Genomic DNA, 14,168 nt, shown 5'->3' with positions numbered 1-14,168 from the left:
GGTTTGCCTCGGACTTCCTTCAGATTCTAGGTCACCCTAGACACCCTTGTCGTTGGCTAACAGTTACAGTGACCTTCACTGCTCGGGACTTGAACCCTATAGCCCATGCACATGCCGGGCACACCAAAAAAATGTTGACCCAATGGAAGCTTCTTCATTGGGTCAACAGCCTTCGTTCAATTTATGAGGTTTTCATATTCTTAAAATGCAATTCAAGCTGCCGTTCTTCAATCCATTTGATCAGCATTCTTTCCTTTTCATCTAAGCCCCTGCCAAGCTTACCTTCACACTCATCAATAAGCACTTCAAATAAAGCTTTAACTGCCATAATACGAAAACATTCCCTTCTCCAATTAGGATGTTTGACTACCTACGTGTAGAGTCGATTACAATGTATTCAGGCAAGTTTCGATTCATGCATGTAAATAGTATTTCGACGAGTATTTGCTAATTCCTGCTAGCAGAAGCGTAAAATTCCTATTAAAAATTGCTGCGTTCGTAGGCTTGCTTAATTTGCTCCAATCCCTGCTCCAGCGTTTTGCGCGGACATGCTAAATTCATCCGTTCAAAATCCTTCCCTTCTTCCCCGAAAATCAGGCCATGATTTAAGGCTACCCGCGCTTCTTCAATGAACCACTTCTTCCTTTCATCCGCGGTCAATGGCAGTTTGGAACAATCGAGCCAGAGCAAATACGTTCCTTCGCAATCCATCACGCGCATACGCGGCAAATGCGTTTCGACGTAGCGTTTGACAAATTGATAATTGCTCTCTACATAGCTCATCAAGTCTTCCAGCCATTGTTCCCCATAGGTGTAGGCAGCTTCTGTCGCCACTTCAGCAAACATGTTCGTGCCGCTGACGAACATATTGGCTAAATGATTGGCCAGCTTTTGCCGTAATTGCTTGTTTTCCGCCACGACATAAGAAGTCTGGATTCCGGCAAGGTTGAATGTTTTACTTGGCGCAAGACAAGTAAGCGTCCGCTCGGAAGCATCCTTGTTTAACGATGCGAAAGGAATGTGCTGCTGTCCTTTAAATAGTAAATCGGCATGAATCTCATCCGAGACGACGAGAAGATCATGCTTCTTACAAATCGCCGCCAGCTTTTCAAGCTCATCCTGCTTCCAGACGCGGCCGACCGGATTGTGGGGATGACATAAAATAAGCATTTTTGTTTTTTCCGTAATAATCGATTCAAGCTGCTCATAATCCATTTCATACCGGTCTCCATCAAAGGCTAATGGATTGCGAAGCAGCGGGCGCTTGTTCTTTTTGACTACATCATAAAATGGGTAATAAACAGGCGTCTGAATAATGATTTCATCTTCAGGTTCAGTAAACGCCTGAATAATAAAGCTAATCGTCGGCACAACGCCCGATGTGTACAAAAACGAGTCTGCATCGACCTGCCACTGAAAGCGGCGTTGAAGCCAATTTTGCACCGCTTTGTCAACCGATTCACTATGAGCCGGGTAGCCGTAAATGCCGTGTTCCACCTTTTTGTGCAGCGCGTCAATCACGGCTTGCGGTGCCTTGAAGTCCATATCGGCGACCCATAAAGGCAGGATGTCTTTTTCACCAAATCGTTGCTCCGTCATGTCCCACTTCAATGAATTCGTGCCAAGACGGGGGATCACTTGATCAAATTGTTGATTCATTATGTACACTTCCTTCCAAAATAAAGCGACTATGCTCTTTCCTCTATCATATCATGTTTTCCCTTTTACGTATGAATAGGCGCCTCTCTTTTCTGTCCAGTTTTCATTATTTACTATGTCAAGACTATGGCTTCCTATGGTAAGATGAGAAGGCAAATATCGATGTTTTTTGAAGGATAGGTGGCATTTCATGAGTATTTTAACAGTCAAGAATTTAAGTCATGGCTTTGGAGACAGAGCCATTTTTCATAACGTTTCGTTTCGCCTGTTAAAAGGCGAGCATATCGGCTTGATCGGTGCTAATGGAGAAGGGAAATCAACCTTCATGAATATTATAACCGGAAAGCTGATGCCTGATGAGGGGACCGTTGAATGGTCGAAAAAAGTCCGCGTCGGCTATCTCGACCAGCATACGGTGCTGGAGCGCGGGATGACGATGCGTGATGTGTTAAAAAGCGCCTTTCAATATATGTTCGACCTCGAAGCCGAAATGACGGCAATGTACGATAAAATGGGCGAAGCCGACCCCGCTCAGCTTGAAAAGCTCCTGGAGGAAGTCGGTATCATTCAGGACATGCTGACAAACAATGATTTTTATACAATTGATGCCAAGGTGGAGGAAACCGCCCGGGGACTCGGGCTTGATGAAGTCGGTCTCGACCGTGATGTAGCTGATTTAAGCGGCGGACAGCGGACGAAAGTACTGCTGGCCAAGCTTCTGCTCGAAAAGCCGGATATTCTGCTTCTGGATGAACCGACAAACTATCTTGATGAACAGCATATCGTCTGGCTGAAGCGCTATTTGCAGGACTATGAAAATGCGTTCATTCTGATTTCGCACGATCTCCCGTTTTTAAACAGCGTCATCAATTTAATTTATCATATGGAAAATCAGGAATTGAATCGCTATGTCGGGGATTATCATCACTTCCGCGAAGTATATGAAATGAAAAAGCAGCAGCTTGAAGCAGCATACAAAAAACAGCAGCAGGAAGTCGCCCAGCTCAAGGATTTTGTCGCCCGTAACAAAGCGCGCGTATCCACGCGAAACATGGCGATGTCCCGGCAAAAAAAGCTTGATAAAATGGATATGATTGAGCTCGCCAAGGAAAAACCGAAACCGCAATTTCATTTCAAATCGGCCCGGGCAACAGGAAAGCTGATTTTTGAAACGAAAGACCTTGTTATCGGCTATGATGAGCCATTATCAAAGCCGTTACATTTACGGATGGAGCGCGGCCAAAAAATCGCCTTAACAGGAGCGAACGGAATCGGAAAGACGACGTTATTGAAAAGTCTCCTCGGGTTAAACCCGCCGCTTTCCGGTCAGGTTGAGCGCGGCGATTACCAGGAAATCGGTTATTTCGAACAGGAAGTAAAGGACCCGGACCGCACTTGTATTGAAGAGGTGTGGCAGGAATTCCCTGCGCTCAGTCAGGCAGAAGTGCGCGCCGCCCTCGCCAAATGCGGCTTAACGACAAAGCATATTGAAAGCAAGGTAGTCGTCTTGAGCGGTGGCGAGAAGGCCAAGGTCCGGCTCTGTAAGCTGATTAACCGTGAAACGAACATTCTCGTGCTCGATGAGCCGACAAACCATCTCGATATTGATGCCAAAGCCGAATTAAAACGCGCGCTCAAGGATTACAAAGGAAGCATCCTCCTCATTTGCCATGAGCCTGAATTTTACGAAGGTCTCGTAACCGATGTCTGGAACGGGGAAACATGGACGACAAAGCTTGTGTAAACAGAGCTGCAGAAAAAGAATGGGTTTCACTTTTTCTGCAGCTTTTCAACCTCCGCGATAATAAAACTCTCCGGCTTGAATCAAGCCTTTGCTTGATCCGAGCTCTTCAAGACTGTCCTCCCCGCGATAGGTCACCTGCTCATAAGGGGCTTCCATTTGATTGCGGGCCAGCTCTTCCCTTCCGCGCTTAAAGTTTTTGATCAGATCCTCCAGCTGTTCCCGCTCAATAACCGTTACTTTGGCGGCTGAAGCCAGCTTACGGCACGATTCTGTCAAGGAAGGTGCCGTTGTAATAATGAGCGCCTTATCCGCCTCATAATAAGCCTTGGCGGCAAACACCTCCTGGACAGCCGTCAATCCGAGCGGATCCGCTAAGCGCTTCGCCTGGACAACTGTTTTTTGCTCGTATGTATCGTAAAAAAGCAGGTCAGCTCCGAAATCACGGCTTTTTTTCGTCAGAAATGTTTCGTAGTCCAATGCCGTCAGCAGGACATATAAATACTCTTCAAACTCATGCCCGGTCATAAGGTCGATATCAGCGAGCGTGATCTTCGCGACATCAAACTTTCTTTTACGGCGAAGCCGCCAAAAGAGTACCCCGAGAAAAAGCAATGCGATAAGCGCGAGCACAAAAAAAAGACTCTGCATAAACCATGGGGAGAGAGCTTCCTTCATTTTTTTCGCCTCCTTCTTCCTATATTTTATGCGTTTTTCAGCAGTGATGCAAACATTCGTTTGCCAAAATCTCAGCTCATATTCTGACTAAGACTGGGCACACTACCAATAAACGCTAAAAGGAAGTGAGATTATTGGTTGGCTATTCATCACGTAAAAAAAAGGCAGCTCTTCTTCCTGTCGTGCTGTTTATTATGACATTCCTCCTTGTCCAGCTGTTTCATCTGGACTACACGATATTTGGATTAACGCTTTCTGCTCTTTTGACCTTTCTTGGCCTTCGACATATAGCGAAAAATGGAGCCCGGATCAAATTGCTTGATCCATCCGGCTCTCTGCTCGATATTGATGAGATGACAGAACAGGAATTTCAGCAGTTTCTTGTTCCCCTTTTTCAAAGTCAGGGCTATTCGGTTACCCGCCCGAAAAAAAATGAAAAACGAACTGCTGATCTTATTTTACGAAAGCGGGGCGTAAAAGCGGTTGTCCATGCCAAACGGCAAAATGGCCCGCTCGATAAGCAGGCCGTTTTAGAGGTAATGTCATTAAAGCAAAAATACAAAGCTACACGGCTCGTTATTGTGACGAACCGTTCGTTTTCCTTAGCGGCGATTAAACTCGCCCGGGCGAATAAAATAAACTTGATTGATCGGACTTCTCTCGAAGCGATGTACGACGCTTACATCGGACAAAAACAGAATCACCGCTTCATTCAACGGGTCCGCACTCTTTTTTTCCGGGAAGAGCCGGGTCAGTAAAAGGACAATGTCCTTTCCTCATTTTCCAGCAAACTAAGCAATGCTCCACTCGCCACAAGTTCGTGGCGGTTCCTCTCATTGCTTAAAGGAGTGTTTGACAACACTCCTTTACCTTCCCATCCAGCCGCCGTCGACTACGATGACTTCTCCGTGGACGTAATTGGCAGCTGGTGTTGCTAAATAGAGTACGGCTCCGGCGATGTCTTCCGGCTGGCCCCATCTTCCGGCGGGAATCCGCTCCAGAATCTGACGGCTTCTCGTTTGATCGTTGATCAGTGCTTCATTCATATCCGTCGCAATATAGCCTGGAGCCACTGCGTTGACATTGACACCCTGACTTGCCCACTCGTTTGCGAGCGATTTCGTAAACTGGGCAACGGCTCCTTTGCTGGCGGCATAAGCGGGAACGGTAAACCCTCCTTGAAACGAGAGCAACGAGGCGAGATTAATAATTTTCCCTTGCTTGCGTTCAAGCATCGCTTTGCCAAATGCCTGACATAAGAAGAAAACCGATTTTGTATTGACCGCCTGAACCAAATCCCAATCTTCTTCACTGAATTCCACTGAAGGGGCACGCCTTTGCACACCGGCGTTATTGACAAGAATATCAATATGACCGGCTTCCTTATTCACTTTGTCGACCAGCTCTTTCATGTGGCTCGTATCGCTCAGGTCATACTGGATTGAAACCGCTCGTACTCCTTTTTTCATTGCTGCTTCCACAACTTCTTCCGCCCGGCCTGATTGGCTGACGACAACAATGTTCGCCCCTGCATCGGCAAAAGCCAAAGAAATCGCCTTACCTAGTCCCCGGTTCCCCCCGGTAATTAAAGCTGTTTTTCCTTTTATATCGAACATACTCATATGAATGATTCTCCTTCCCCGGCTCGCTTTATTCAGAAAATGAAATCAGAGCTTTGACCATGTCACCGCCGGCTTTTAATTCTTTAAATAAGCGGGCAGTCTGCTCGACAGGTTCGACATTTGTAATCAGCTGCAACGCTTCTTCATGCTGATGGAGCAACGCGGCAGCAACTGTAAAATCTTTGTCCGTATAAACTCTGGCTCCTTTAAGGGTAAGCTCTTTAAAGTTTACATTTTGTAAATCGAGCGGCGTCGGCTTTTTATACGTGCCGATCAGCATAATTTCTCCCTTGACGTGAGTGACATCCACCAGCCTCTCAGCTACGGAAGGATGAGCAGCGCAATCAAACACCAAATCATTTTTAGGGATAGTCGCGGTCGCCGGATCGACTGTGTGGAAGCCGAGTCTCTCTGCAAGCTCCCGTCTGAACTGATTCACTTCCACGACGGTAACACGCTTCGCCCCGAAAAATTGCAAAACGAGCGAAATACAAAGGCCGATTGGTCCCGCTCCAAAAACAGTAACCTCGTCCCCTCCTTTAAAGCGGGACTCCCTCACAGAATGAACGGCGACAGCAAATGGCTCCACCAGTGCACCTGCCTTCAAGGACATCCCTTCAGGCAATGGAATCACCTGTTCATTCGGTACCGTCACATATTCAGCCATTCCCCCGTCCCGATCAATTCCGACAAGCCTTAGCGATTCGCAGACATGGGGAATTCCTTCACGACAAGGCTTGCATTCCCCGCAATATAAAAGAGGATTAACCGTTACCGCCCTGCCATCTGCAATCGAAGGGTGATCATAAATATGGCCGGCCAGTTCATGTCCCATAATAAGCGGCGCCGTCGCCCGCGGATGTCCCCCTCCGTAAATATTCAAATCCGTACCGCAGATCCCGCAATAAGAGACTTTCATCAAGCACCAGCCTTCTGGCACATCAGGAAGGTTTACCTGCTCAGTCGTGATCGATTCCGGTCCTTGATAAATCGCGGCCTTCATTGTTTTTGCCATCACTATCATCCTTTCTCTCTACACCCATTAAGATAACGCTTTCATAAGCATACTTTTTAATTTTACGCCTGATCAATCCCTTCGTCAACGAAACAATCGGAAAACTCTTATTTATCAGACGCTTTATCTATAAATACTGTGATTCGAATGTTTAGTTTCAGCAAAAGAAGGGATAGTAAGAACTAAGTACATTTTTTTACAAGGAGGCGCTCCCATGAGTGAACAGCACCACGTCGTCACAAAAGAAGGGAAAGTAAAGCTTAATAAGGTGGATAACGCAATTGAGCGTATGGATCAAGAACGCGTCGAAGATATTTTAGCCAGCTTTGAAGACTTTAAGGCCTATTTAAGCAAGCGGGTCGATTTAGCAAAAAAAATCGGTTTAAATGAAGAGCAGCTTGCTTTATCTGCCGAAAAAATCGGCGACTATCTCTCCAATCACGTCGAGCCACAAAACCGTGAGGAAAAATTGCTGCAGGAATTATGGAGAGCCGGCAACAAGGAAGAACGTCATATGCTCGCCCATATGCTGGTCAAGCTCGTGGATTAAAGACCAGTTAGCGTTCAGGAGCAATGGCTCCACTCGCCACAATCCCGCTGTGAGAAACCCACTCACACCGGGATTTAAAAGATCGTGGCGGCTCCTCATTGCTTAGAGGCTTGGATAAAAGGTAAAAAAACAACCTTTTATCCAAGCCTCATTTATTCACTTACATTTTCTTTCTTATATAACGCGCCGTTCTCTACATAATGATGAGCACCGTGTTTCGCCCGTTCAATATTCTCAGGTGAAAGCTGACGGATCGCTTTCGCCGGTACCCCGGCGACGAGCATTCCAGGCTCGATGACCTTTCCTTCTGTAACAAGCGCCCCGGCTGCAACCAATGCACCCTCTCCAATGACCGCGCCATTTAAAATTGTCGCGCCCATTCCGATAAGCGCTCCATCCTTCACTGTGCAACCGTGCAAGATGACGTTATGGCCGATCGTCACGTTTTCACCAACGTTCACTGGATAACCCGGATCGACATGAACGACCGTGCCGTCCTGGACATTCGACCCTTTTCCAATTGTGATCTTTTCATTGTCGCCGCGCATGACAACATTAAACCAGACAGTCGTGTCCTCCTGTAATTCAATATTTCCGATTAACTGGGCTCCTGGTGCAATATACGTGCTCGGATCAACGCTTGGATAATGTCCCTTAAGTTTATGCAGCATATGCTTACCACCTTTTCGAATTAATATGAAAACGGATTAACTCTTTACTTCTTCTTTGCCGCTGTTGATAATTCCTTTCTCTTCAAGCTCTTTAATTTGCTCCGGCGTGTAATTTAATGCTGCTAACACTTCAGCAGAGTGCTGGCCAAGAGTAGGGGCAGCTGATTTAATTTGTCCAGGCGTTTCAGAAAACTTCGATGCCGGACCAATTGTTTTCATCTTCCCAATTACCGGATGTTCCACCTCTTGAATCATATCTCTTGCTAAATAATGTTCATCTTCAACCGCCTGGGCGAAGTTATTAATCGGGCCGGCCGGCACCTTCGCTTCTTCACATTTTTTCACCCAATAATCCGTTGTGTTGACGGCAAAAATTTCTTCAATCATTTCTTCAAGCTCTTCGACATTGTCATGCCGGTCTGTATTCGTTTTGAAGCGCGGGTCTTCGATCCATTCCGGCTTTTCAATGACAAGGCGGCAAAACGCTTCCCATGTCCGTTGATTCGCGCAACCAAGCATCAAATAGCCGTCTTGTGTTTTTAATGCCTGATACGGAGCTGATACACGGTGTCTCCAGCCTGTTGGTTCTGGAAGCGTTCCGTTGGCAAAGTAAGCCGCTGCTTCCCAGATAAACCATGGTAAGCCGGACTCAACAAGTGAAACATCAACATGCTGTCCTTTACCTGTTTGCAGCTTATGAACGTAAGCAGCGAGAATCGAATAAGCCGCTGTGATACCGGCACCGATATCATATACCGCGATACCGGATTTCAATGGGCGCTTTCCAGGTTCACCGGTCATGCTCATTAAGCCTGTCATCCCCTGAGCAACTAAATCAAAGCCGCCTTTATGGGCATATGGACCACTTTGGCCATAGCCGGAAATCGAGCAATAAATAATGCCCGGATTGATTTCTTTAATCGTGTCATAATCAATTTTCAATGATTTCGTTACGCCGGGGCGGTAGTTTTCCACAATGACATCGGCTTCCTTCGCGAGCTTATAGAAGATTTCCTTTCCTTCCTGCTCTTTTAAGTTCAGACCGACGCTTTTCTTATTGCGGTTAATTTGGAAAAAGCATGTTGATTCGCCGTTCACATATGGCCCCATCTGGCGCGAATCATCTCCACCGTTTAATTTTTCAATTTTCGTTACCTCTGCTCCTAAATCGCTGAGCACCATTGTACAATAAGGTCCTGCCATAATTTGCGATGCATCTAAAATTTTCATTCCTTTTAATGCTGACATTTCTGTCACCTCCACTTTTTTTGGGAACGCTTACCTTCTTGCTATGTTTCTCTCTATCTATTAGTTCGACTCTGCCAAATCTTCTTTTTTCGTGAAAATAATCCGGCCGCGATTCATATCATTATTCACATGAGTTTCAATCGCTTCGATTGCTTTATGAACATCCCGTTCTTCAACCGCTTCAAGGATCTTCGCATGCTCTTCGGTTACTTCGCGATTGTAGGCTGTGTATTTCAGAGCATTCGCCCGATAAATGAGAAGCAGAGAACGAACATGTTCAAGCATTTGCACTAATCTTCTATTAGAACATGTATGATAGAAGACTTCATGAAACTGGGTATTCAACGTTAAAATATCCAAATGGTTTTCATTTTTCAAAGCGTTACGTGCCTGAGCCAAAATTTCTTCCGCTTTCTCTAAGCTCTCAGCTGTTATTTCGTCGACCACCATACTCATCACTTGTTTCTCTAATAATAACCGGCAGAAGTAAAGCTCTTCATAATCGGTTAAATTAATCGAAACCACTCTCGTACCTAAATGATTTTGAATAAGAAGCCCCTCTTTTTGGAGCTGCCTTAATGCTTCGCGAAGCGGTGTTCTACTAACCTGATATTCTTTAGCAAGCTTTGAAACAATTACCTTTGATCCTGGCTTCAATTCGCCTGTTAAAATCAGATGTTTAATTCTGTCATATGCCTGTTTATATAAAGGCTGCGCCAATTCAAACTGCACTTGTCATCCTCCTTCCCCAAACCACTGAACACTGGATCCAGCTTGGTTTCTATGATAAAAAATACTCTGATAACAGTCAAACTTTATCATAGAATCGAGATCAACACTGTAATCGTTATAATACTTACTAAAGTCGTAATAAATGTCGTACCGGAAACTAACTTCGCCTCTGCATTAAATTGAACAGCAAAGATTGTAGCTGCTGAGGCTGTCGGCATCGCCGCCGTTAAAATCAACACCTTCTGTAAAAGCGGATCCAGCGTAAACAATTGGGTCAACCCGAAGGCGAATAGCGGTGCGACGACAAGCTTCATAACCGTAGCAAATGAAATGTATTCCCATTGAAGGCTCTTCACTTTTATTTGTGCAAGCTGCATCCCCAAAATAACCATCACACATGGTATTGAGGCGTCAGCGACAAATGATACCATCGAAAAAATATTCTCCGGCAATTGCAAGCGAAACAACTTGACCAATGCCGCAGCGAGCACAGCATAAATCGCTGGTATCGTAAAGACGGCCTTCACCGCTAATTTCATATTCATGTTTCCGCGGGCGGCATAATAAAGGCCAACGGAATTTAAAAGAATTGAAGATAAAATATAAAAGGAAATGGCATAATCAAATGCAGTGGTTCCATACGCAAACAAAATGATCGGCGAGCCATAATTTCCGGCGTTCATAAAAGCGGTCGATAAAATCAATCCACTTTCCACCGATGACGGCAGTTTGCGTATTTTCGCATACAATTTCACCGTTACGATTGTTAATGTCAACAGCAGCAGGCTAAAGGCGATCAAATAAACGTATTGGACGGTCACTTCCGTCGTGTATAAAGTCCGAAAAACGAGACATGGCATGAATATATACACAACGAGAGTTGAAATAGCCTTCGTATCGATTTTTTTCGCCTTTTGTAAAACAAAGCCGACCGCAAACACTAACAACACTGGAACAATGACTTCAAAAAATATGCCCACCCGTTACCACTTTCTTTCTACAGTCATTCCTATCGCAAATCAGCTTTATTGCCCATCTGCTGCTGGTTTTGATTTTGTGAATAACTTCTTTATCGCTGGAGCAAATAGTGCCAGCACGGCCAACGCCAATAATGTTGCACTGATCGGTCTTGTGAAAAAGACTGAATAGTCGCCGCCCGACATCGTTAACGAACGACGGAATTCCGCTTCCCCGATCGGTCCAAGCACAACACCTAAGATGACTGTCGCCAATGGAAATTTTAATTTTTCAAGGAAGAATCCAATAATCCCAAACACAAACATAACCCAAATATCAAAAATAGAGTTTCTAACCGCGAATGTACCGATAATACAGAGCATCAGGATTAATGGCCCTAATACCGTGTAAGGTACTTTCATTACGTAAGAGAACATTTTGATAAACGGCTTGGCAAACAACAGGATTGAAAGGTTTACAATTAATAGCCCGATAAAGATCGTATAGACAAGCTCTGCCGATGACGTCAGAAGCATCGGTCCAGGCTGAAGCCCATGAAGAACAAATGCACCGAGGATAACCGCTGTCGTTGCACTTCCCGGAATCCCAAGAGCGAGCAACGGAACCATCGCTCCCATCGCCGCCGCGTTATTCGCGGATTCAGGTGCGGCAATTCCTTCCGGCACCCCTGTTCCGAACTCTTTCTTCGGACGCTTTGACCAACGAACCGCTTCACTATAGCTGAGCATCGATGCAGTCGTCGCTCCCACTCCCGGCAGAATCCCGACAAGAATACCTAAAATAGACGATCTGGCAAGAGTACTGCTAATTTGCTTAAAAATGGCCATTTCGAAGATTTTTGTTTTCACCTTTTGGAACTTTTGCTTAATCGTATGATCTTCCGCACTTTTCCGCAGCACTTCAGAAATCGCAAATAATCCAATTAGAATCGGGATTAGCTCCACTCCGGACATAAGATTGCTTGAGTCAAACGTAAAGCGGGCTGTTCCGGTCATGGAATCCATACCGATTGTGGCAATAAACAATCCAAACAATACACCAATTAATCCTCTCGTTAAATCACCGCCACTTAATGAAGCGACGACAGTCAGCCCAAGTACCGCTAAAGCAAAGAACTCAGGTGACGAGAAGTTCAAGGCAAATGTCGCTAACGGCGGCGTCAGGAAAATCAAGGCAATACAGCCGGCGACCCCACCAATGACCGAGCTTAAAATCCCGATACCGAGCGCCTGACCGGCCTTTCCTTTCTTCGTCATTGGATAACCGTCAAACACCGTCACGATCGCTTCAGGAGTTCCCGGCGTTCTAAATAAAATCGCGCTGATCAGCCCCGAGAAAACAGCTGACGCATAAATCCCCGTTAACAGCAGGAAAGCTGGCTCTGTTCCCATGCCATATGTGACAGGCAACAAAATGATAATTAGCATCGTTCCGCTAATCCCCGGCATCGCTCCACCAAGGAAACCAACAAATACAGCGACCAGCAAAACGAACAGGTTCATTGGATCAAGAACACTGACCACACCAGTCAATAATCCCTCTAGCATGAATCTCCCTCCTTATCGCTCATATCTTAATAAAGAAAATAGCTTAACTCTCTGAATATACCAACGCCTCGTGGTAATGGGATGTTCAGCGTGTTTGCAAACAAATAGATGAAACAAGCCGTCCCAAGTACCCCGGTCAAGGCCATCGAGTACCACTTTCTCATTCCGATAATAAGCGCAATTCCAATTAGCATAAATGGAGTTGTCGGTACAAATCCGATAAAGCTCAAGGATAGAATATAAAGAAACAGCGCTACTATAATAATGAGATAACGTGATTTATGCACTTCTTCCACTTCAAATTCTTCTTCTACCTTCTCAGCTTCACTTATGCTTTCTGCAGCAACGACTGAAGGGCGTTTCATCTGACGCAGTGATTTAATAAGGAGGACAATCCCCATAATCGCTAAGGCAATGAGAACGATTCTTGGCCAAAATTCCGGTCCGATAGATGTTGAGGAAGAGGCAGGAATTTGCAAAGTATAAATGAAAAAGAAAACAGAAAAGATAATCGTTGCAATCGACAACACTAAATTGCCCATAAGGTTCATACCTCCTCAAAAAGATCAAGAGGATGTCCTGAAAGGATAGTTTCAGGACAACCCTCAAAGTAATGATCGAAATGCTAGGTTACTTCTAAGAACTATTCGACTTCTACGCCTTCTAGGATTTCTGTAAAGACTTCAATGTCATTTCTTAATTTCTCTGTGTAATCCGCTGAGCCTAACCAGCCTTCACGGAGGTGTAGATAAGAATTCTCTTCATATTGCTGATATTCTTCTGAATCGTAAACCTCTTTTGCAACCTGCTCCAATTTATCGATAATTTCTTGTGGAACTTCGTTGCGAATAAGGAAACCGCGCTCAACCCCATTTGTAATATCCCATCCGTTTTCAACACTTGTTGGTATTTCAGGGAAATCTTCAATTCTTTCTTCCGCGAAGAAGATAAGCGGCTGAATTTCTCCACCTTCAACAGAAGAGATCGTCGGTCCAATTTCCTCTAACATTGCTTCAATATGTCCACCGAGTACAGCTGCGTGCATTTGACCTGCTCCCTCGAAAGGAACAAACTCTAAATCAAGACCCGTTTCACGCTCTAACAATGTGAAGACAACCTGGTCCATTGTCCCTACACCAGTACCGCCAATGCGAATTGTTCCCGGATTGGCTTCTGCCTGGGCAACAAAGTCTTCAATGCTTTCAAATGTTCCTGCTTTTGCTTGTAATGCATACGTGTCACTTTGGAAGCGAGCAAGCGCATTATAGACATTCAATTCGTTATTTGTATTAATTCCTGTTGCGACCTGGATTGGAAGAGCAGAAGTTGCCACGATTGTGTAACCATCAGCCGGAGCCTTTGCTCCCATTTCTTTCGCAATCGCACCACTTGCCCCTTCCTGGTTAATAACGTTAATATTAACACCAAGAATTTCTTCCATTTGCTTCGCTACCTGACGGGCAAAGTTGTCTGTTCCGCCACCGGCACCGTGCCCTACGAGAATTTCAATGTCTCTTTCCGGATAACCGTCAGCAGCTCCTTCAGCAGCTGCGCCATCGTCTCCCCCATCTGCCGCTTCTCCTCCGCCATCTGTTTCAGAGCTTCCACAAGCTGCAAGGCCGACGCTAAGCAATAATGCAAATAATACATACAGTAAGTTTTTCTTCATCATTTTCCCCCACCTTTTTAGTAAAATTCAAATAATTGATAACGGATACATTTTTGAT

At 45.2% G+C, this 14,168-nt stretch carries 15 protein-coding genes; 3 read left to right on the top strand and 12 right to left on the bottom strand.

The window, feature by feature from the left end:
* Positions 1–181 precede the first annotated feature (181 nt).
* Complete coding sequence (locus M3202_RS08760) at positions 182–328, bottom strand: hypothetical protein (protein WP_251222959.1); 147 nt, start codon at positions 326–328, stop codon at positions 182–184.
* A 152-nt stretch (positions 329–480) separates the two neighbouring features.
* Entirely contained in the window at positions 481–1,659 is a 1,179-nt protein-coding gene (locus M3202_RS08755) for a MalY/PatB family protein (RefSeq protein WP_251222958.1), read from the bottom strand.
* A 190-nt stretch (positions 1,660–1,849) separates the two neighbouring features.
* On the opposite strand from M3202_RS08755, the gene M3202_RS08750 reads away from it, so the two are divergent.
* Positions 1,850–3,403 carry an ABC-F family ATP-binding cassette domain-containing protein gene (locus M3202_RS08750; RefSeq protein WP_251222957.1) on the top strand — a complete coding sequence of 518 codons (1,554 nt, stop codon included), beginning with the start codon at positions 1,850–1,852 and terminating at the stop codon, positions 3,401–3,403.
* Between the two features lie 45 nt (positions 3,404–3,448).
* Here M3202_RS08750 and M3202_RS08745 read toward each other — a convergent pair whose 3' ends face one another.
* Positions 3,449–4,078, bottom strand: coding sequence for a restriction endonuclease (locus M3202_RS08745; RefSeq protein WP_251222956.1), 630 nt, complete (start codon positions 4,076–4,078; stop codon positions 3,449–3,451).
* Positions 4,079–4,212: 134 nt separating this feature from the next.
* Between M3202_RS08745 and M3202_RS08740 the strand changes: the two genes are divergently transcribed.
* The gene (locus M3202_RS08740; protein ID WP_251222955.1) at positions 4,213–4,836 is read left to right on the top strand and encodes a restriction endonuclease; all 624 of its coding nucleotides are present in this window, start codon (positions 4,213–4,215) and stop codon (positions 4,834–4,836) included.
* 108 nt (positions 4,837–4,944) lie between these two features.
* Here the strand turns inward: M3202_RS08740 and M3202_RS08735 are convergent, their stop codons facing one another.
* Together M3202_RS08735 and M3202_RS08730 are read right to left on the bottom strand one after the other, a co-directional pair.
* Positions 4,945–5,700 carry a glucose 1-dehydrogenase gene (locus M3202_RS08735; protein WP_251222954.1) on the bottom strand — a complete coding sequence of 252 codons (756 nt, stop codon included), beginning with the start codon at positions 5,698–5,700 and terminating at the stop codon, positions 4,945–4,947.
* A gap of 28 nt (positions 5,701–5,728) precedes the next feature.
* On the bottom strand, positions 5,729–6,715 hold the full coding sequence (locus M3202_RS08730; RefSeq protein WP_251222953.1) for a zinc-dependent alcohol dehydrogenase: 987 nt from the start codon (positions 6,713–6,715) through the stop codon (positions 5,729–5,731).
* 214 nt (positions 6,716–6,929) lie between these two features.
* On the opposite strand from M3202_RS08730, the gene M3202_RS08725 reads away from it, so the two are divergent.
* Complete coding sequence (locus M3202_RS08725; RefSeq protein WP_251222952.1) at positions 6,930–7,265, top strand: DUF3243 domain-containing protein; 336 nt, start codon at positions 6,930–6,932, stop codon at positions 7,263–7,265.
* Positions 7,266–7,417: 152 nt separating this feature from the next.
* Here the strand turns inward: M3202_RS08725 and M3202_RS08720 are convergent, their stop codons facing one another.
* The 7 genes from M3202_RS08720 to M3202_RS08690 form a co-directional block, all read right to left on the bottom strand.
* A complete protein-coding gene (locus M3202_RS08720) occupies positions 7,418–7,936 on the bottom strand; it encodes a gamma carbonic anhydrase family protein (protein WP_251222951.1) in 519 nt (172 codons plus the stop codon).
* A 36-nt stretch (positions 7,937–7,972) separates the two neighbouring features.
* Positions 7,973–9,184, bottom strand: a complete 1,212-nt coding sequence (locus M3202_RS08715) for a CaiB/BaiF CoA transferase family protein (protein WP_251222950.1) — start codon at positions 9,182–9,184, stop codon at positions 7,973–7,975.
* 60 nt (positions 9,185–9,244) lie between these two features.
* A complete protein-coding gene (locus M3202_RS08710; protein ID WP_251222949.1) occupies positions 9,245–9,916 on the bottom strand; it encodes a GntR family transcriptional regulator in 672 nt (223 codons plus the stop codon).
* 86 nt (positions 9,917–10,002) lie between these two features.
* Positions 10,003–10,896, bottom strand: a complete 894-nt coding sequence (locus tag M3202_RS22560; RefSeq protein WP_251222948.1) for an AEC family transporter — start codon at positions 10,894–10,896, stop codon at positions 10,003–10,005.
* Positions 10,897–10,941: 45 nt separating this feature from the next.
* Complete coding sequence (locus M3202_RS08700; RefSeq protein ID WP_251222947.1) at positions 10,942–12,441, bottom strand: tripartite tricarboxylate transporter permease; 1,500 nt, start codon at positions 12,439–12,441, stop codon at positions 10,942–10,944.
* A 26-nt stretch (positions 12,442–12,467) separates the two neighbouring features.
* Positions 12,468–12,983 (bottom strand): tripartite tricarboxylate transporter TctB family protein, encoded by a 516-nt coding sequence (locus M3202_RS08695; protein ID WP_251222946.1) that lies wholly within the window; start codon positions 12,981–12,983, stop codon positions 12,468–12,470.
* Between the two features lie 101 nt (positions 12,984–13,084).
* Entirely contained in the window at positions 13,085–14,110 is a 1,026-nt protein-coding gene (locus M3202_RS08690) for a tripartite tricarboxylate transporter substrate binding protein (protein WP_251222945.1), read from the bottom strand.
* Between the last annotated feature and the right edge of the window lie 58 nt (positions 14,111–14,168).

Origin of the sequence: Halalkalibacter oceani, from assembly GCF_023715605.1 — a bacterium.
GTDB classification, from domain to species: domain Bacteria; phylum Bacillota; class Bacilli; order Bacillales; family Bacillaceae_D; genus Halalkalibacter; species Halalkalibacter oceani.
The sequence above is the reverse complement of the archived record's forward strand: the minus strand, read 5'-3'. Positions and strand labels throughout refer to the sequence as shown.

Coding starts and splice junctions, on each gene's coding strand:
- M3202_RS08755 (WP_251222958.1), bottom strand. CDS start 1,659: ATGAATCAACAATTTGATCAAGTGATCCCCCGTCTTGGCACGAATTCA.
- M3202_RS08720 (WP_251222951.1), bottom strand. CDS start 7,936: ATGCTGCATAAACTTAAGGGACATTATCCAAGCGTTGATCCGAGCACG.
- M3202_RS08760 (WP_251222959.1), bottom strand. CDS start 328: ATGGCAGTTAAAGCTTTATTTGAAGTGCTTATTGATGAGTGTGAAGGT.
- M3202_RS08695 (WP_251222946.1), bottom strand. CDS start 12,983: ATGGGCAATTTAGTGTTGTCGATTGCAACGATTATCTTTTCTGTTTTC.
- M3202_RS08715 (WP_251222950.1), bottom strand. CDS start 9,184: ATGTCAGCATTAAAAGGAATGAAAATTTTAGATGCATCGCAAATTATG.
- M3202_RS08745 (WP_251222956.1), bottom strand. CDS start 4,078: ATGAAGGAAGCTCTCTCCCCATGGTTTATGCAGAGTCTTTTTTTTGTG.
- M3202_RS08700 (WP_251222947.1), bottom strand. CDS start 12,441: ATGCTAGAGGGATTATTGACTGGTGTGGTCAGTGTTCTTGATCCAATG.
- M3202_RS08750 (WP_251222957.1), top strand. CDS start 1,850: ATGAGTATTTTAACAGTCAAGAATTTAAGTCATGGCTTTGGAGACAGA.
- M3202_RS08690 (WP_251222945.1), bottom strand. CDS start 14,110: ATGAAGAAAAACTTACTGTATGTATTATTTGCATTATTGCTTAGCGTC.
- M3202_RS08730 (WP_251222953.1), bottom strand. CDS start 6,715: ATGGCAAAAACAATGAAGGCCGCGATTTATCAAGGACCGGAATCGATC.
- M3202_RS08725 (WP_251222952.1), top strand. CDS start 6,930: ATGAGTGAACAGCACCACGTCGTCACAAAAGAAGGGAAAGTAAAGCTT.
- M3202_RS08735 (WP_251222954.1), bottom strand. CDS start 5,700: ATGAGTATGTTCGATATAAAAGGAAAAACAGCTTTAATTACCGGGGGG.